The sequence below is a fragment of the Tardiphaga alba genome, from assembly GCF_018279705.1.
GTDB classification, from domain to species: Bacteria; Pseudomonadota; Alphaproteobacteria; order Rhizobiales; family Xanthobacteraceae; genus Tardiphaga; species Tardiphaga alba.
In genome coordinates this window covers 3,538,659-3,555,534 of record NZ_CP036498.1, presented here as the reverse complement: position 1 = coordinate 3,555,534, position 16,876 = coordinate 3,538,659, and the positions used below count along the sequence as shown (strand labels likewise).

General features: G+C 61.6%; 15 protein-coding genes, 1 tRNA gene and 2 pseudogenes. 10 read left to right on the top strand and 8 right to left on the bottom strand.

The genetic code is table 11. The features are described from left to right. Positions 1–113: 113 nt before the first annotated feature. The 7 genes from RPMA_RS16765 (at position 114) to RPMA_RS16735 (ending at position 5,127) form a co-directional block, all read left to right on the top strand. The gene (locus tag RPMA_RS16765) at positions 114–656 is read left to right on the top strand and encodes a ubiquinol-cytochrome C chaperone family protein (protein ID WP_211908849.1); all 543 of its coding nucleotides are present in this window, start codon (positions 114–116) and stop codon (positions 654–656) included. Next, on the top strand, positions 653–1,258 hold the full coding sequence (locus RPMA_RS16760) for a YceD family protein (protein ID WP_211908848.1): 606 nt from the start codon (positions 653–655) through the stop codon (positions 1,256–1,258). The genes RPMA_RS16765 and RPMA_RS16760 overlap by 4 nt, the downstream gene beginning before the upstream one ends. A gap of 207 nt (positions 1,259–1,465) precedes the next feature. Then, on the top strand, positions 1,466–2,527 hold the full coding sequence (plsX, locus tag RPMA_RS16755) for a phosphate acyltransferase PlsX (RefSeq protein ID WP_211908847.1): 1,062 nt from the start codon (positions 1,466–1,468) through the stop codon (positions 2,525–2,527). Next, on the top strand, positions 2,524–3,495 hold the full coding sequence (locus RPMA_RS16750; RefSeq protein WP_305848998.1) for a beta-ketoacyl-ACP synthase III: 972 nt from the start codon (positions 2,524–2,526) through the stop codon (positions 3,493–3,495). Before plsX ends, RPMA_RS16750 begins: the two co-directional genes overlap by 4 nt. A gap of 147 nt (positions 3,496–3,642) precedes the next feature. Next, positions 3,643–3,978, top strand: a complete 336-nt coding sequence (locus tag RPMA_RS16745; RefSeq protein ID WP_211908846.1) for an integration host factor subunit alpha — start codon at positions 3,643–3,645, stop codon at positions 3,976–3,978. Positions 3,979–4,015: 37 nt separating this feature from the next. Next, positions 4,016–4,966: a MerR family transcriptional regulator gene (locus RPMA_RS28580; protein ID WP_408056443.1), complete on the top strand. Its 951-nt coding sequence runs from the start codon at positions 4,016–4,018 to the stop codon at positions 4,964–4,966. An 83-nt stretch (positions 4,967–5,049) separates the two neighbouring features. Then, positions 5,050–5,127: transfer RNA gene (locus RPMA_RS16735), tRNA-Pro, on the top strand. A 75-nt stretch (positions 5,128–5,202) separates the two neighbouring features. On the opposite strand, the gene RPMA_RS16730 is transcribed toward RPMA_RS16735, so the two are convergent. Beyond that, entirely contained in the window at positions 5,203–5,493 is a 291-nt protein-coding gene (locus tag RPMA_RS16730) for a hypothetical protein (protein WP_211908845.1), read from the bottom strand. A gap of 264 nt (positions 5,494–5,757) precedes the next feature. Next, positions 5,758–5,928, bottom strand: a complete 171-nt coding sequence (locus RPMA_RS16725) for a hypothetical protein (RefSeq protein ID WP_211908844.1) — start codon at positions 5,926–5,928, stop codon at positions 5,758–5,760. A gap of 142 nt (positions 5,929–6,070) precedes the next feature. Between RPMA_RS16725 and RPMA_RS16720 the strand changes: the two genes are divergently transcribed. Continuing rightward, positions 6,071–6,325: a hypothetical protein gene (locus RPMA_RS16720; RefSeq protein ID WP_211908843.1), complete on the top strand. Its 255-nt coding sequence runs from the start codon at positions 6,071–6,073 to the stop codon at positions 6,323–6,325. 76 nt (positions 6,326–6,401) lie between these two features. Here RPMA_RS16720 and RPMA_RS16715 read toward each other — a convergent pair whose 3' ends face one another. The 4 genes and pseudogenes from RPMA_RS16715 to RPMA_RS16700 form a co-directional block, all read right to left on the bottom strand. After that, complete coding sequence (locus RPMA_RS16715; protein WP_211908842.1) at positions 6,402–7,334, bottom strand: glycosyltransferase family 2 protein; 933 nt, start codon at positions 7,332–7,334, stop codon at positions 6,402–6,404. Then, complete coding sequence (locus tag RPMA_RS16710; RefSeq protein WP_249225732.1) at positions 7,331–8,614, bottom strand: O-antigen ligase family protein; 1,284 nt, start codon at positions 8,612–8,614, stop codon at positions 7,331–7,333. The genes RPMA_RS16715 and RPMA_RS16710 overlap by 4 nt, the downstream gene beginning before the upstream one ends. Before the next feature lie 142 nt (positions 8,615–8,756). After that, a pseudogene (locus RPMA_RS16705) lies at positions 8,757–10,294 on the bottom strand (undecaprenyl-phosphate glucose phosphotransferase). Between the two features lie 109 nt (positions 10,295–10,403). After that, positions 10,404–11,534 (bottom strand): glycosyltransferase family 4 protein, encoded by a 1,131-nt coding sequence (locus tag RPMA_RS16700; protein ID WP_211908840.1) that lies wholly within the window; start codon positions 11,532–11,534, stop codon positions 10,404–10,406. Between the two features lie 227 nt (positions 11,535–11,761). Here RPMA_RS16700 and RPMA_RS16695 point away from each other — a divergent pair. Next, positions 11,762–14,151 (top strand): annotated as a pseudogene (locus tag RPMA_RS16695) (GumC family protein). Positions 14,152–14,256: 105 nt separating this feature from the next. Here the strand turns inward: RPMA_RS16695 and RPMA_RS16690 are convergent. Then, positions 14,257–15,444: a GNAT family N-acetyltransferase gene (locus tag RPMA_RS16690; protein WP_211908839.1), complete on the bottom strand. Its 1,188-nt coding sequence runs from the start codon at positions 15,442–15,444 to the stop codon at positions 14,257–14,259. A 141-nt stretch (positions 15,445–15,585) separates the two neighbouring features. On the opposite strand from RPMA_RS16690, the gene RPMA_RS16685 reads away from it, so the two are divergent. Further along, entirely contained in the window at positions 15,586–16,563 is a 978-nt protein-coding gene (locus tag RPMA_RS16685) for a polysaccharide deacetylase family protein (protein ID WP_211908838.1), read from the top strand. 74 nt (positions 16,564–16,637) lie between these two features. Here the strand turns inward: RPMA_RS16685 and RPMA_RS16680 are convergent, their stop codons facing one another. Continuing rightward, positions 16,638–16,856 (bottom strand): DUF2842 domain-containing protein, encoded by a 219-nt coding sequence (locus RPMA_RS16680; protein WP_211908837.1) that lies wholly within the window; start codon positions 16,854–16,856, stop codon positions 16,638–16,640. Between the last annotated feature and the right edge of the window lie 20 nt (positions 16,857–16,876).

The window sequence follows — 16,876 nt, the reverse complement described above, 5'->3', positions numbered from 1 at the left end:
ACCTCAAGGCTCTTGAAACCTGGAGGCTCTTGCATCCCGGAAGGCGTTGACGTACCGGGCAGAACCGCCGAATGCAACATACGCGTGCCCGACCGGCCCGCAAGGAACCCGTCATGATCTGGCCGTTCAGTCGATTCAGGAAGCCCCCGGCGCGGTTGCGCGGCACCATTGAAGCGATCTATGGCGCCATCGTGGCGCAAGCCCGAGAACCGTTGTTTTACCGTGATTTAGCGGTGCCGGACACGGTGGAGGGGCGGTTCGACATGGTGGTGCTGCAGCTCTGGCTGGTGTTGCGCCGGCTGGAGCCCAAAGGGGAGCTGGCCCAAGGGCTTTTTGACAAATTCTGCGACGATATGGACGACAATCTGCGCGAACTCGGCACCAGCGACCTCAAAGTGCCGAAGAAAATGCGGGAATTCGGCAGTGCGTTCTACGGCCGAACCAAGGCCTATGACGTGGCGCTGGCGGAGGGCCGCGAGGCGCTGGCAGCGGCGCTGTCGAAGAATATCTATAATGGCCGCGACATCGAACATGCCCGGCAACTCGCTGCTTATGTGGAAGCGGCGGATCACACCTTGGCCGGGCTCGATCCGGCCACATTGACCTCCGGCGCGTGGCGGTTTCCGTCCCCCGCAGCAACTCTGGTAACGACATGAGCAAATCCGATCGCGGCCAAAGGCCTTCACCGGTTCCGCCGTCGCATCTTCCGCCGCCGCCCTGGAGCGTGCCGGTTCCGGTCGCCGAAATTCCCGATGTCGGTCTTTCCCAGGCCATCGAGGCGCGGCCGGACGAGCGTAAGGCGATGGCGGAGCTTGGCGGCCTGCCGGGTATCGGCGCCGTGAAAGCCGAATTGCGGCTTCTGCCCGTGCGGGGCGGGACGGTTCATGTCACCGGCCGGGTCACCGGCAAGGTCACCCAGATCTGTGTGGTGTCGCTCGATCCCGTGGAAAACGAGATCGATGAGGATGTGGATGTGGTGTTTGCGCCGTCGTCGCAGATTCGCGAACTCGCCGAATCGATGGACGATGACGACGGGGAGAGCGATGACGAGCGCCCGGACCCGCCGGAACCCATCGAAAACGGCGTTATTGACCTCGGCAAGCTGGTCACTGACGCGCTGTTTCTGGGGCTGGATCCCTATCCGCGCAAGCCGGATGCCGTGTTCGAAGACCAGGTTGAGGCGCCAAATCCCGATGAGCACCCGTTTGCGGCCCTGAAAGCACTGCAAGATGCTGCTCCGAAGCCCAAAAAGACGTAAATCGGGTCATCGGCCCTGATCCCATCCCGGTTCCACCCCCGTGGCTGGTACGGGAAAACGCCCGGTCAAGGTGTTGTGTCAAATGGCGGAAACGCTATTGTCGCGCGCCGTAAAGGGGTTCATGCCATAGCTTCACTGCCGCCGGTCGCGGCAGTTCGTCGGCGGCCATGTGGATGACGCCGCTCAAGACAGGTTTCCAGGACGTTCATGGCTAAAAAGGTTCGCATCGCGCTCGACGCCATGGGCGGTGACTTCGGCCCATCGGTGGTCATTCCCGGCGCGGCGATTTCGCTGACCCGGCACCCCGACAGCGAATTCGTGCTGGTCGGCGACAGCGCCAAGATCGAGGCCGAACTGGCCAACCACCCGGCACTGAAAAAAGTGTCGAAGGTGATCCATTCCGATGTCGCCGTGTCCATGCATGACAAGCCGAGCCAGGCGTTGCGCCGTGGCCGCAAAGTCTCGTCCATGTGGATGGCGATCGATGCGGTGAAGCATGGCGAGGCCGATGTGGCGGTCTCCGCCGGCAACACCGGTGCGCTGATGGCGATGGCGCGGTTCTGCCTGCGCACCCTGCCGGGGATCGATCGCCCGGCGATTGCCGCGGTGTGGCCGACCATGCGCGGCGACAGCATCGTGCTCGATCTCGGCGCCACCATCGGCGGTGATGCACATCATCTCAAATCGCTGGCCATCATGGGCAGCGCCATGGCGCGCGTCATGTTCGATCTCGAGCGCCCGACCGTCGGCCTGCTCAATATTGGCGTCGAGGAAGTGAAGGGTGGCGAAGAGATTCGCGAGGCAGCCGAGCTGCTGCGCGCCGCCGATCTGCCGCAGCTGAAATTCATCGGATTCGTCGAAGGCGACGGCATCGGCAAGGGCGATGCAGATGTCATCGTCACCGAAGGCTTTTCCGGCAATATCGCGCTGAAGGCCGCGGAAGGCACCGCACGCCAGCTCGCCGAGTATCTGCGCGCCGCCATGAGCCGGACCTGGCGCTCCAAGATCGGCTATCTGTTCGCGAAGAATGCCTTCAAGGCGCTGCGCGACAAGATGGACCCATCGAAATCCAATGGCGGTGTGTTTCTCGGCCTCAACGGCATCGTGGTGAAGAGCCACGGTGGCACCGATGCCGATGGCTTTGCCTATGCGGTGGATGTTGGCTACGACATGGTCCGCTACGATCTGCTCAACAAAATCAATCAAACGCTCGACCGTGATCATGGCGCTGCTCCAGCGCCCGCGGCCGCGCAGGAGGCTGTCTCGTGATACGTTCGGTCGTGCTCGGCTGCGGCTCCTATCTGCCGGAGCGCATCCTCACCAATTCTGAACTGGCCAAGAAGGTCGATACGTCGGACGAGTGGATCGTCCAGCGCACCGGCATCCAGCAGCGCCATATCGCCGGGGAAGGCGAGTTCACCTCGCATCTCGCCATCAAGGCAGCCAAGGCCGCACTCGCCAATGCCGGCATCGATGCGCAATCGATTGACCTGATCGTGCTGGCGACCTCGACGCCGGACCAGACCTTTCCGGCCACCGCCGTCGCCGTGCAGAACGCGCTCGGCATCACCCATGGCGCGGCCTTCGATCTGCAGGCGGTCTGCTCGGGCTTCATCTTCGCCATGACCACGGCAGACAGCCTGCTGCGCACCGGCGCCGGCAAGCGCGCGCTGGTGATCGGCGCCGAAACCTTCTCGCGTATTCTCGACTGGACCGACCGCGGCACCTGCGTGCTGTTCGGCGACGGTGCCGGCGCCGTCGTGCTCGAAGCGCAAGAGGGCGCGGGAACGACGGCCGATCGCGGCGTGCTCACCACGCATCTGCGCTCCGACGGCCGGCACAAGGAAAAGCTCTATGTCGATGGCGGTCCGTCGTCGACGCAGACCGTTGGCTATCTGCGCATGGAAGGTCGCGAAGTCTTCAAACATGCGGTCGGCATGATCACCGACGTGATCGTCGATGCCTTTGCCGCGACAGGCGCAAGTGCGGAAACCATCGACTGGTTCGTGCCGCATCAAGCCAACAAGCGCATTATCGATGCGTCCGCGCAGAAATTGCATATTGCACCGCAGAAGGTGGTGCTCACGGTCGATCGGCACGGCAACACATCGGCGGCGTCGATCCCGCTGGCACTATCTGTTGCGGTCAATGACGGGCGCATCAAGAAAGGTGACCTGGTGCTGCTCGAAGCCATGGGCGGTGGTTTCACCTGGGGCTCGGCGCTGGTCCGCTGGTGACGCGCCGCTGATGGTGGCAAAACCACAACATCTCAAATTGTCTCGACTTTCCATGCGCTTGCAATGCCCTGCGGTGTTGACCCCGTGGCGTTAACCTCCTAGTTTCCGTGACGAATTTCGGTTCGCCGAGAAGTTTTTGGGGCTGGCATGACGGGCACGGGAAAAACAGTCACACGCGTCGATCTGTGTGAGGCGGTCTATCAAAAGGTAGGCTTGTCGCGCACTGAGTCGTCTGCGTTTGTTGAACTTGTTCTGAAAGAGATCACGGATTGTCTGGAAAAGGGCGAGACAGTGAAGCTGTCGTCGTTCGGCTCCTTCATGGTGCGCAGTAAAGGCGAGCGCATCGGACGCAATCCGAAAACGGGCACGGAAGTACCGATCTCGCCGCGGCGCGTGATGGTGTTCAAGCCGTCGGCGATCTTGAAACAGCGCATCAACGGCAATACCGACGCCGTCGGTAACGGCAAAGACCACGACGATTGAATTTATAGCACCGAGATGAACCACAGGAATCCAGCACTTGGATAAAGCGCCGGATGCGTTTCGAACCATAAGCGAGGTCGCTGACGACCTCGACATTCCGCAGCACGTGTTGCGGTTCTGGGAAACGCGGTTCTCTCAAATCAAACCGATGAAGCGATCCGGCGGCCGGCGATATTATCGCCCGGACGACGTCGATCTGCTGCGCGGCATCCGCCGGTTGCTGTACGGCGAGGGCTACACGATCCGTGGTGTGCAGCGGATTCTCAAAGAGAACGGCATCAAGGCGGTGCAGGGGCTGGTGGACGAAGAGGCCACGCCGGCCTTCGCGCCCGTGCCCGCACGCGCGTCGGAGCCACGCATGTCCTCTGCTGCGCCGCTCATGAGCCGGCCGGCTGCAAAGGCGCCGGTGGTCGAGGAAGAGCCGGAAGAAGAGGACGTCGAAGAAAAACTCGAGGACGAAGAGGCCGAAGACGAGGAAGCCTCCGACGAGGAATCCGAAGACGCCGAAGAAGAGGACGAGTCCGACGAGGACGAATCCGAAGACGGTGACGACGAGGAATCCGAGGAAGAAGCGGACGAAGAAGACGGCGAGGAAGAAGAGGAAGACGAAGAGGCGGAGGCCGAGGTATCCGAGGACGATAGCGCCGAGGAAGAAGAGGCCGAGCCTGAGCCGGTCGCTGCGCGCAAGGCTCCGGACGTACGGCCCCCGGAGGTCCGCACTGACCCCGCGATGCGCGCCACGCCGCGTGTCGAGCCGCGCCTGCAGCAGGCCATCGGTCGCACCGATCCCGCCACCATGAGCCGCGCCAATCCAATGCCGACAGCGCGCGCGAATCCGGCCCCGCAGCCGCGCGAAAATCCGCAGCCGGCTCCGTCACCGCGCCCCGCGGTTCGCCTGCGTGACCGGGAGAGACTGGAAGCCGTGCTCGAAGAATTGCTCGCCGCCCGCCGCGCGCTCGATGCGGCGATGAAGGATGGCGGCACTTGAGCGAGATCGTCCCCTGGTCTTGGGATCTGGCTGTCGTCTGGCGGCTTGCGCGCCGCCCGGAACGACGTTACAGCATGCCTCGGCGGAGCGTAGCGCAGCCCGGTTAGCGCACTAGTCTGGGAGACTAGGGGTCGGAGGTTCGAATCCTCTCGCTCCGACCATTAAATAGCTGAAATTGCTAGACGAATGACGAAAAGGCCCGGATCGCTCCGGGCCTTTCGTCATTGTGGGGGCTATCAATAATAGCCGTAATGGCGGTGGCGATAGTAACGTGGGCCGCCGTAATAGCCGTAACGCGGGCCATCATAATATCGGGGACCGCCATAGTAGCGTGGGCCGCCATAGTAGCCGGGACCCGGGCCGTAGGCGTAAGCGCCACTGGCTGCAGCGCCGGCCATCAGCGCGCCGGCGGCGAGGCCGAATCCGATGGCGGCACCGCGACCGCCGCGTGCTTCAGCGGGCTTGGTGGTGATGGTGGCCGCGCCAAGGGCCGCGATGGTCGCCAGAGCGAGTGCTGTTCTCTTCATGTTGCTTCTCCTTGTTCTCGAGGAGGCAACGTGTGGCTTTGCGCATCGTTCATGCCGCAAGGACAATGCAGCCATATGGAACCGGGCAGGGCGTGCAACACAAACAAAAATGACCCGGAACCAAGAGTTCCGAGCCATTTCCGCGCAGGCGTACATCCGGCCCGCGCTAACTTGGTCACCACTGTGAGTCGTGACGGTTAATGCAACGTTAGCGTTCGCATAAGAATGTGTGATGACGATCCGACGTCACTTTGATGCTGACCGTCAGCCCGTCGGTCCTTCGACTTCGCTGTGATCATTATCCGACAACATGCCGCCTCCAGGCGTTTTATGATCGTCAGTCAGTTCGGGCTTGTCATGCGTGCCTGCTGGCGAAATTTTTTCGTCTTGTTTTTTCGGCTGATCAGGCTCGTGCTTCTTCTTGGAATTGGTCATGCCAATAGAACGTGCTGTGCGAGGTCGCGTTCCTTTGTCGATGCGAAAAGACGGCATCGTCCAGCTGCACGCGGTTTACATTAAATGGGAACCTTTGATGCGGTAGGGACTTGGTATTCCAGATTTCAAAGGAAGGGACACCATGATCAAGAAACTTGCTCTGCTGGCTGCTGCTGGCCTTCTCTATATTGCCGTGCCGACCAACTCGGCTTCGGCCCAGGGCATTAGCGTCCAGATCGGCAACGGCGGTTATCACCATGGCCATCGCGGTTATCACCGCCCGCACGGTTATCACCGCGGTCCCGGCTATCGTCACAGCCGCGCTTATTACGGTCCGCGTCATGGCCATCGTCACGGCTACCATGGCGGTCGTACCAAGACCGTCATCATCCGCTAACGCGGACGAGTTTCATCGGCAACAGCCTCGTGCAAGCGGGGCTGTTTTCGTTTGTGCGATGGACATTGAGTTAAGGTCAGCGCCCGATCCAGGGCTCAGCGAGATATCGCAGCAACTTCGCTTCGCGGCGTCCGCGCGAAACGGTGTCGAGGATGAGGCCGGCGAATAGCGCAATCACGGCGACCAGCATGATGCCGGTCGAGAGGATCGCTGTCGGGAAACGCGGCACCAAGCCTTCCTGCATATAAGTGAGGAAAAGCGGGATCGACAGGATCACCGACATCGACGCAAGCGTGATGGCAATGGTGGTGAAGAAGCGCAGGGGCTTCTCCGACCGGTACAGCTTCAAAATGGTGCCGAGAATGCGAAAACCATCGCGCCAGGTGTTCAGCTTGCTGTGCGATCCGGCGGGCCGCGCGAAATAGGGGGTCTGCATCTCCGCCACCGGCATCGATAGTTCAAGCGCGTGGACGCTGAGTTCGGTCTCAATTTCGAAGCCGTCGGACAGGACCGGAAAGGTTTTGACAAAGCGGCGCGAAAAGATGCGATAGCCCGAAAGGATATCTTCGAAACCGCGACCGAACGTGTCGGCCAGGAAGCGGGTCAGCAGGAAGTTGCCGGTGCGATGGCCGGTGCGATAGGCCTTTTCGTCCTGATCGATCCGGTGTGCGACGACCATATCGAGCCGCTCGTCGATCAGTTTTGCGATCATCGCTGGCGCGCTGGCAGCGTCATAGGTCGCATCACCATCCACGAGGATGTAGATGTCCGCATCGACATCGGCAAACATCCGACGCACCACGTGACCCTTGCCCTGGTGTCGCTCGCTGCGCACATGCGCGCCCGCAGCACGCGCGATGGCAATCGTGTCGTCGGACGAGTTGTTGTCGTAGACGAATATGTCGGCCATCGGGAGCGCTGCGGAAAAATCCGCAACGACCTTGCCGATGGCTGCGGCCTCGTTGAAGCATGGCACCAGCACTGCAAGGCGGATCGAGGATTCCGTCATCGCGGCTGCCATCCCATCGTTGAAGCGTCTTTTTCGGTTTGCAGAGCGCTGCGGTGCTGTGCCGTCGCGACGTAACGCTGTGTTGCGACCACCATGCCCCACACCAGGCCCAGCATCAGCCAGAAATGCCGCCAGTGATCGGTGTCGATGATGAAGGCTTCACCGACCGTGCCGAGATAGGCCGAGAACACCGCGAGATATGGACGCTGCCATGGCGTGCGAATGAAAATATAGCGAAAGCCGATCCAGGCGGTGGTGAAGACCAGCGCCGGATAGCACACACCCGCGATCCAGCCGCCGGACATGAACGCGTTGAGATAGGAATTATGCGTGTCTTCCGGGAAGAACTTGCTGAATTGCAGCGGACCGATACCGAGCGGCAGGTCGAGCGCCATTTGCGCGCCGAGCAGGTGGCGGCCGAAGCGGCCAAACCGGCCTTCGTCATATTGCTGATCGAAGCTTGCGCGCTGCTGGAACATGTCGCGGATGAAGTCGAACTGCAGCAGGATCACAAGCACCATGGCAACGACGATCACCGCAGCGATGGCCATGACGATGATGCGTGATCGCTGCCGGTAGGATTGGCTCGTCAGCACCATCAGCAGCAGCATGAAAGCGGAGGTGAGCGCGAGGAGGCCCCATGCCGCGCGAGAGAATGCGAGCAGGAGGGCGAGGGTGATGATGCCCAGCAGGACGGTGCTGCGCAGGGTACGGCCGAGGCCGTCGCTGACGACGCTTTGCAGGCAGAACAATGCCGGCAGCACCAGGAACGCGCCGAACACGTTCGGATCCTTGAATGTGCCGGCCGCGCGGCCATATAGCGTGAACATTTCGCCCGGTGCCAGACGCAGATAGCCGGCAATGCCAGCGAGCGATGCGATGACGGCGCCGGCGATCAGGCCGCTGCGCAGATAGCGCAGCCGCGTTTCGGTTTCCTCGGAAACCACCATTGCGATGAACAAGGCGGTGATCGCCATGTACCAGGATGTCAGGATCCAATAGACGATCGGTTTCTGATCAAGGAGCCAGGCCGCGCAGATGCTGTAACCGAGATTGATGGCGAACAGCAAAAGCGCCAGCGGCATGAAAGACAGCTGCATGCGCAGGCCGGACGCGGCGAACACGACCACGGCCGTGAGCGTGAAAATCTCGTAGGGGCTCGGTTCGATGAATACGATCGCGCCGCCCATGCCCATGAGCCAGAGAAGGCCGTGCTGCAGCGTGAGCACGGCAGGCGGCGTCACCGGCGCGGCATAGGCGTCATTGCTGGACACATGCATGCTCATCAGGACGCGATACTACCGGTCGGGGGTTGATGAGTGGTGTAGGTGGTAGCCCTTTGTCCCGGACAAGGAGCTGCTTTGGTGTCGCAGCTCGGAACCCGCGCGGCCGAGCATGTGATTTTGGGAGCCCAGCCTGCGCTCAGTAAGCGTTCTCGTTCTTGGTCAGGAGTGACACCGGTGTCTTCAGCAGGATGTAGGTGTCGAACAGGACCGACCAGTTCTCGATGTAATAGAGGTCGAACTCGACGCGCTTCTGGATCTTCTCTTCGTTATCGATCTCGCCGCGCCAGCCATTGACCTGCGCCCATCCGGTGATACCCGGCTTGACGCGGTGGCGAGCGAAATAGCCGTCCACGGCTTCATCGAACAATTGGCTCTTCAGCTTGCCTTGCACCGCATGCGGCCGCGGACCGACCAGTGACAGGTTATTCTTGAAGACGACATTGAACAGCTGGGGCAGCTCATCGATGCTGGACTTGCGGATGAAGCGCCCGACGCGGGTCACGCGCTTGTCGCCCTTGGTCACCACGGTCTTGGCCAAGGGTCGGCCTGATCGTGATAGAGCGATCGGAACTTGAACACGTCGATGCGTTCATTATTGAAACCGAAGCGCTTTTGACGGAACAGGACCGGGCCGGGGCTGTCGAGCTTGATGGCGATCGCCACGATGGCCATGAAGGGAAGTGCGAACAGCAGGATGATGCCGCCGACGATGTGATCGAACAGCCATTTCATCACCAGATCCCAGTCGGTGATCGGTGCCTCGAAGACATCGAGGGTCGGCACCTTGCCGAGATAGGAGTAGGAGCGTGGGCGAAAGCGCAGCTTGTTGGTATGGGCCGAGAGCCGGATATCCACGGGCAGCACCCATAGCTTCTTCAGCATTTCGAGGATGCGCGTTTCGGCCGAGATCGGCAGTGCAAACAGCACGAGATCGACGCGGGTGCGGCGCGCGAATTCGATGATGTCATCGATTTTGCCAAGTTTCGGGGCGCCGGCAATCGTGTCCATGGATCGTTTATCGTTGCGATCATCGAACACGCCGAGAATCTGGAGGTCGGACTCCTCCTGGTCTTGCAGTTCTCGAATGAGGTTTTCGCCATTGACGTCGGCGCCGACGATGATGGTGCGGCGATCGAGGCGTCCCTGCTGCGCCCAGCGCTTAATCAGGGCACGGAGCAGCGCACGTTGCGCGATGAGGGCGATCAGGCCGATGACAAAAAAGGAAGATAGCCAGACGCGGGACACGGCGCCGCCGAGCTTGGCAAAAAACGAGACGCCGATGAAGAGCAGGAAAACGAAGGCCCAGGCCGAAACCATGCGCGTAAGCTGCTTGAGGTGACCCCGGAAGATCTGCAGCTGATAGATATCGGCAGACTGAAAGCAAACCACGGCGGCGGCCGACATGGCGACGATCGCGGAAATATACTCCCACTTGAAGCCGTCGGTCCGCGCGACATAGGCGACATACAAGGCCGTGCCGACGAGGGTGAGCATGACGAAGTCGATCGCGCGCACGGCGCCGGTGATGACCACCGAGGAATAGGCGGTGCGGACTTTCTGTTCGACGACGGCGAGGGCTTGGGGTGTCAGGCGGCGACGACGTTCGAACTGACGCGGAGGCGATGCGTCCGTCGCGGCAGCATCGAGCATTGAGCGTGCGTTGATCGGGTCCAAAATTCAAATGTCCGTTCTTGCGCTGACACGTGTGACCACATGCCGAGCTTACTGCTTTTCTGCAGAATTATCGGACAAATCGGAAGAATTGGTTACAGGTTAAGAAGAGTTAATGATTTGCAAACGCGCTGCGGTAACCTTCTATGACGCCTTCCACCATCGCATCCTGGGAGAAGTGCTGATGGATGCGTTGACGCAGTTCCTGAGCGCGCTGCTGTGTGCCGGATTGATCGCCGAGTGCTGTTTTGATCGCCTCGGCCATGGCGCTGACATTGTTCGACGCGAACAGCGCCGAGGTGTGCTCGCCGAAGATTTCAGGAATGCCGCCGACATTGGCGGCGATCATTGGGACACCGGCGGCGCCGGCTTCGATGACGACATAGGGCATGGAATCGCCGCGAGAGGGGACGACCAGTAGGCGTCCCTTGGAAAAGCCGAAGCGCGGCTTAACGTGACCGATGAAGCGAACTGCGCCACCGAGGCCAAGGCGCTGGATTTGCGCTTTCAAGGATTGCGTTTCCTCGCCGTCGCCGCCGAGTGTCAGGGTCACCGCATGTCCCTCCGCACGTAGAAGGGCGACTGCATCGACCAGCAGGTCGGCGCCCTTGATGCGGCGGAACTCGCCGACGTAACAGATGTCCGTTGCATCCTCCGCCTGTTCGACGGGATCGAATTCGCGGGCTGTCACCCCGTTGAAGACGCATTTGACGAGCCCCGAGGGCGTTCCGATCATGCGCTGATACGTGTCGCGCGCGAACGCGCTTTCGAACAGGAAGAGCTCGGTGCGGTTCATCAATGCGCGCTCGAGGCGGCTGTAGAAGGCGCCTTTGGGCGTGTTCTGCGGATAGTGCAGCGAGCCGCCATGCGGCGTGTAGATCCGGATCATGTCCTTCGATCGCCCGCGGAGCCGAACAAAGGCGCCTGCCTTGGCGCCGTGTCCATGCAGGACGTCGGGCTTCAGGCGCGTGGCGAGCCGCATGAACTTCATCCAGATCAGGAGATCGGTGGGATCGGGCTCGCGCTTGATCGGGAGCCGGTGAACGCCGAGCTTCAGGCGTGGCGCGATTTCCGCAAAGGCCGTCTCCGCGCGTTCTCCGCCAGTCAGGCTATCGGCGAGGATGCCGACTTCATGGCCGCGATCGGCCTGACCGTTGGCGACGTCGAGGATGTGACGGATGATGCCACCGACGGGCGCGCGCACGGCGTGCAGGATGCGGAGCGGTTTGTCCGTGGCAGTCATGAAGTGAACCAGCTTTCGCCGAGGGGAGGCGCTGGCCGGCGCCTGGACCCTGAATTCCTGAAGCAATTAAGCTCAATAAGCGACATCGCCGTTAAGAAAGCGTGAGACCGTGCCGGGCATGGCGGGCAAGATGCATCGTCAACTTGCGCGATTAACCGGCCGGCAACCTTAATCGCATTTAATCGATTCCGTTGCGTAGGCGCTGTGGCGTTCTGTAGGGGTATGCGATGCGTTGGCCGTTCGGGCGTGCAGGTAAGGGTGACAAGTCGGCCGCGCAGGCCATAGCGGCGCCCCCAGCAGAAAAACCAGTTTCGCCGCTGGCGTCGGCGTTCAGCGCCAGGCGGAGCGAGGCCGTCGTCGAGGAACGTGTATCTGCGCCGCCGCAGATCGGTGACCTCGATCTTGGTGCTCTTGGCCGTGCGTTGCTGCGCAAGCGGATGTGGGTCATCATTCCGACCCTGATCGCTGCCATCGGCTCGGCCGTTCTCGTCAATCTCATTACGCCTCGCTACAAATCCGAGTCCCGTATCCTCATCGATGGCCGCGAGAACATCTTCTTGCGGCCGAACGGCGAGCGCAGCGAAGAGCGGATGTCGCTGGATCCCGAGGCTGTTGCCAGTCAGGTTCAGCTCGTTTTGTCGCGCGATCTCGCGCGCGAGGTGATCAAGAAAACAAGCTCGCCGAGCGCCCGGAATTCGATTCGGTGCTGCGTGGCGCGCAGCCATGGAAGTCGCTGCTGGCCCTGATTGGCGCCGCGCGGGATCCGTTCTCCATGACCCCGGAAGAGCGCGTTCTGGATGCCTATTACGAGCGGCTGACGGCCTTCGCGGTCGATAAGTCGCGCGTCATCGTCGTCGAGTTTCAGTCGATCGATCCCGAGCTTGCACCGCGCGTCGCAAATTCGATCGCCGATGGCTATCTGGTGATGCAGCAGGCCGCGCGGCAGCAGCAGGCGAAAGCTGCCGGCCAGTGGCTGTCCGGCGAAATCGATGATCTACGCAAGAAGGTCAATGACGCGGAAACGCGTGCTGAGGAGTTCCGGTCGAAGTCGAGCCTGTTCATCGGAACCAACAACACGTCCCTGTCGAACCAGCAGCTCGGCGAGATCAACAGCCAGCTGAACAATGCACGTGCGCTGAAGTCAGACGCCGAATCCAGGGCGCGGCTGATCAAGGAGATGCTTCAGGGCGGCAAGCCGATCGAGTTCTCGGAGGTGCTGAATTCCGATCTGATCCGTCGCCTGTCGGAGCAGCGTGTGACGTTGCGGGCGCAGCTCGCCGAACAGTCATCGACGCTGCTCGATGCCCATCCGCGGATCAAGGAGCTGCGGGCCCAGCTTGGCGATCTCGACAAGCAGCTTCGCGATGAGGCCGCCAAACTGTCTCGGTCGTTCGAGAATGACGCGCGGGTCGCGGCCGGACGTGTCGATGGTCTCACCAACAGCCTGGAACAGCTGAAGCGCCAGGCGTCCAGCAGCAACGGTCAGGATGTTCAGCTGCGTGCGCTGGAGCGTGAAGCTAAGGCGCAGCGCGACCTGCTCGAATCCTATCTCGCCAAATATCGCGAGGCGACGACACGTGAAAATATCGATGGTGCGCCGACCGATGGCCGCATCATCTCGCGCGCGATCGTGTCGAATACGCCGGCCTATCCCAAGAAGCTGCCGATCGTGCTGATCTCCACGCTCGCGACACTTTTTCTCACGGCAGGTAGCATCGTCACCGGCGAATTGCTGCGCATGACCGCACCTCAGGGGCCGGCACCCGTCGCGACGCGCGTGTCGCGTACCGTCGGCCGTATCGAGACCGATGTGCAGCCGGAAGCCGTGCCCTCGACGTCGTATCAGTCGATGCCCACTGCGACGATTGCGCCCGAGACGGAAGCCGTCATCGCTCCTGCAATCGCGCCCGAGCAGCCGACCGTTTCAGCGCCCGTGGTTTCGGATCCTCCATTTGAAATGTCCAGGCCAGCGGTTCGCGACACGCATCCCGAGCTTGTGGCCGGTGTCAGCGAAATCGAACAGCTCGCGCGTGACATTCGGACGGCTGGACCTGCCGCCCGCAAGATCACCATTCTCGGGACCGGCCATGACGACAGCATATCGCTGACGGCCTTGACGCTCGCGCGTATGCTGGCGCGGGACGCAAAGGTGGCGCTGGTCGATCTGTCGGCTTCGTCGCCGACATTGCGATCGGTTTCGAATGATCCATCGGCCCCGGGGCTTGCCGATCTGATGCTGGGCGAAGCGTCGTTCGGCCAGGTGATCACCAAGGATCGCATGTCGGCGCTGCACATGGTGATGGCCGGCAAAGCGGGAGCGGATCGTTCGCTGCTGCAGTCTCCGCGATTGCTCATGGCGCTGGATGCGCTGCTGCGGGTCTATGACCACGTGCTGCTTGATGCCGGCACCGCAGCCGATCTTCCGGCGGGCATGCTCACTGCGCAGGCGCGTGCCATCGTTGTGCCCGAGGCCGGAATGGGCACGGAGGCTCGCGCACGCATGATCGACGAGCTCAAGGCTGTCGGTTTCGGCGATGTCCGCATGTTACGATCGGTGGCTGAAGCACCGAATGGCGATGAGCCCAATGGGCACGGACCCCGCGTCGCTGCGGCGTGACGCGACACGGTTATCGTGTGGTCCGGAGGAGTATTTGTATCCGGACCCGACGCTTCAATAGGCTTTGAGTATCTCAATTACCGATGCGCTCGTGCGCAGCGCAGATCACGATCGTTGAAATGCGCCGCGAAGCTTCTGAGCCATCTGCAGCAAAGCTGGCGACTGTTTGACCATGCGCTTGGCATGCGCGACCGATGACAGACCAAGCGCGCCGAGACGGCCGCGGGTGGTCAGCGGGATGTAGCTGTCGAAGATGACCTCGTCATCCTTGCAGAACATCCGCTTGTAGTCGCCTTCGCCGATACCGAGATCGAGGGAACGAATGCCGCGCTCGGCATAATAGTCCACGATGGTGCGCATCAGGATAAGCCCGGGGCTGTATTTGGCGTTGGCCGACATCGTGTAGGTGTTGAACATCATCGAGAAGCGATCTTCGTCCGCCACGCCGGCAAACATGGCGATGACTTCCTCGTCGCAGACCAGCGCATGAATATCGATGGCATAGCCACCTGACCGCGGGGCGGCGCAGGCGTCGCGCAGAAACGCCTCGACACCAGGCTCGGCGAAAACATCGGGCAGGCCCTGTTCGGCCATGCGCAGCGGTTTTACGGCAAAAAACATGTCGAGCACGCGCGTCACATCGGCCGGTGTTGTCGCATGCATGTAGCCATAGCCGGGAAGACCCTTGTATTTCGCTTCTTTCGTCTTGAGGCGCTTGCGCATGGAACTGCTGACGCGATCGTTCGGCCCCGTGTCAGGCGTGATGATCAGCACCGGGCAGTCGTTGGTCGAAGGCTGATGCGCCAGCAAGGCCATCGGATTGGCGATGCCGCGCCAGGTCTGCGGCTGGCGGAGCAGGGCCAGCACATCGATGTTCCCGGCACGCGCATGGATGCCCTTCAGCAAGGTCTCCATCTCGCTGCGGGTCGCGCTGTCGGCAAAATCACGGCGCCATAGCGGCATATTGAATGTGACGTGTTTGCCGCCGGGAAAGCTGGCAACGCGCATTCCATTCTCACGACCGACCACGAGCGGCAGCAAGAGCAGTGGCTGCTGGTCGGGGTCATAGGCAATCACGATAGTCGGCTGAACACCCTCGGCGGTGGCGACATGTTTCAGCCAGGCCGCCTGGAAATCGAACCGCTGATAGGGTGTCGCGAGATGGGCAGATGTCTCGAACTGGCGCCAGACCGGTTCTGCAGCGGCGACATCCTGGATGATATCGACACGCGCGATACGGTGCGCGCTCGGGAGAGCCGCGATTGGTGTGTCCATTGCCGCAGCCACTGTCATTGCCATGTCCTGTCGGGAATTTTCCCGTTTGGGGGCGACCTTTGCAAAGAAATCTCAACAAACGGTAAGGACAATGGTGTCGCGGAACTGGATGCCGCAGCGGGGATTGCGGTGCAGGGAGCGACGAACGGATCGGCATTCATGCTGGAGCTGGCTTATGCCAGTGGTCTCTGGCGTTTGCTGGAATCCTCGCGGGGCGGCGTCGGTACCATCTTGAAATTCGAGCGCGTGCGACCCAGGCGGAACGATGCGTTCCAGCCGCTGCGCGCCCGCGAAATCACGCCGCAATTCCTGCATCGGCTCATCACCCGGCTGAAGAAGTGGCCCGTCGATATCGTATCCATGGACGAGGCCTGCCGCCGCGTGACTGCGCCACGCGCCGGCCGCCGTTTTGTTGCGCTGACCTTTGATGGCGGCACACGTGATTTCGTCGACTACGCCTATCCGCTGTTGTCCGGCCATCAGGTGCCGTTTGCCGTCTATCTCCCGGCGGCATTTCCCGACGGGCTCGGCCGGATGTGGTGGCTGGCGCTGGACGCCGTGATCGCCACGCAAGATCGCGTCAATACGGTCGTCGATGACGTCAGGCGTTATTTCGAGACCGTGAGCGTCGCCGACAAATATCATGCGCATCACTATCTCGATGGCTGGCTGCGCAGTCTGCCGCCGCTGCAGCTTGCGCATGCGGTCGATGATCTCTGCTTGCGCTATGGCATCGACATGGCAGCTTTGACGCGCGCGGCCGTCATGACATGGGATGATGTCGCGACATTCGCCGGTGACCCGCTGGCTACCATTGGCACCAGCACCTTGAACTATCCGATCCTGGCAAATCTCGACGCATCGGAGGCGCAGCGCGACATGATGCTGGGACAGGCGGTGGCCGAGGCTGCGCTGCCGAAGCGGCCGCAGCACTTCGCCTATCCGTTCGGCTATGCCGGGTCATTTGGCGCGCGCGACGTGACGATGGCGGCGGAGCAGGGCTTCGTCAGTGCGGTGACATCGGTGGCTGGGGTCGTGAAAGGTGGAAGCGACCTGCATGCATTGCCGCGGATCGCGTGGGACGGGCGGCGGACGTCGCTGCGCGTGCTTCGCGTGATGATGAGCGGTTGGCCTTAGCGAAGGTCGGTTCCGCGCAATGGCAGCTGCCGCGGCCTTGTCAGAGCAATCCTGTCCGCGGACTGTGGACGAGCTTACGCTTCCTCGTCCTTATCCGGCTTCTGCATCCAGCTGACGATCGGCATGGCCGGCAGCACCCAGCCAATACCTGCGACCACATAGAAGATTGCCTGCCGCCATCCGGACGCGGCGAGCCACGGTATTTGCGCCATCGCCATGCCGAGCAATGACCACACCACCACCAGGATCAGCAGGAAGATGGTTCCGAGGAATTTGCGCGTGCGGATTTTCATGGAGAGCCGGAACTGAATGA

Excerpts from the sequence above, each read along its gene's own strand:
- RPMA_RS16765 (WP_211908849.1), top strand. The coding sequence starts at position 114 with ATGATCTGGCCGTTCAGTCGATTCAGGAAGCCCCCGGCGCGGTTGCGC.
- RPMA_RS16760 (WP_211908848.1), top strand. The coding sequence starts at position 653 with ATGAGCAAATCCGATCGCGGCCAAAGGCCTTCACCGGTTCCGCCGTCG.
- plsX (WP_211908847.1), top strand. The coding sequence starts at position 1,466 with ATGGCTAAAAAGGTTCGCATCGCGCTCGACGCCATGGGCGGTGACTTC.
- RPMA_RS16745 (WP_211908846.1), top strand. The coding sequence starts at position 3,643 with ATGACGGGCACGGGAAAAACAGTCACACGCGTCGATCTGTGTGAGGCG.
- RPMA_RS16730 (WP_211908845.1), bottom strand. The coding sequence starts at position 5,493 with ATGAAGAGAACAGCACTCGCTCTGGCGACCATCGCGGCCCTTGGCGCG.
- RPMA_RS16725 (WP_211908844.1), bottom strand. The coding sequence starts at position 5,928 with ATGACCAATTCCAAGAAGAAGCACGAGCCTGATCAGCCGAAAAAACAA.
- RPMA_RS16720 (WP_211908843.1), top strand. The coding sequence starts at position 6,071 with ATGATCAAGAAACTTGCTCTGCTGGCTGCTGCTGGCCTTCTCTATATT.
- RPMA_RS16715 (WP_211908842.1), bottom strand. The coding sequence starts at position 7,334 with ATGACGGAATCCTCGATCCGCCTTGCAGTGCTGGTGCCATGCTTCAAC.
- RPMA_RS16710 (WP_249225732.1), bottom strand. The coding sequence starts at position 8,614 with ATGCATGTGTCCAGCAATGACGCCTATGCCGCGCCGGTGACGCCGCCT.
- RPMA_RS16700 (WP_211908840.1), bottom strand. The coding sequence starts at position 11,534 with ATGACTGCCACGGACAAACCGCTCCGCATCCTGCACGCCGTGCGCGCG.
- RPMA_RS16690 (WP_211908839.1), bottom strand. The coding sequence starts at position 15,444 with ATGACAGTGGCTGCGGCAATGGACACACCAATCGCGGCTCTCCCGAGC.
- RPMA_RS16685 (WP_211908838.1), top strand. The coding sequence starts at position 15,586 with ATGCTGGAGCTGGCTTATGCCAGTGGTCTCTGGCGTTTGCTGGAATCC.
- RPMA_RS16680 (WP_211908837.1), bottom strand. The coding sequence starts at position 16,856 with ATGAAAATCCGCACGCGCAAATTCCTCGGAACCATCTTCCTGCTGATC.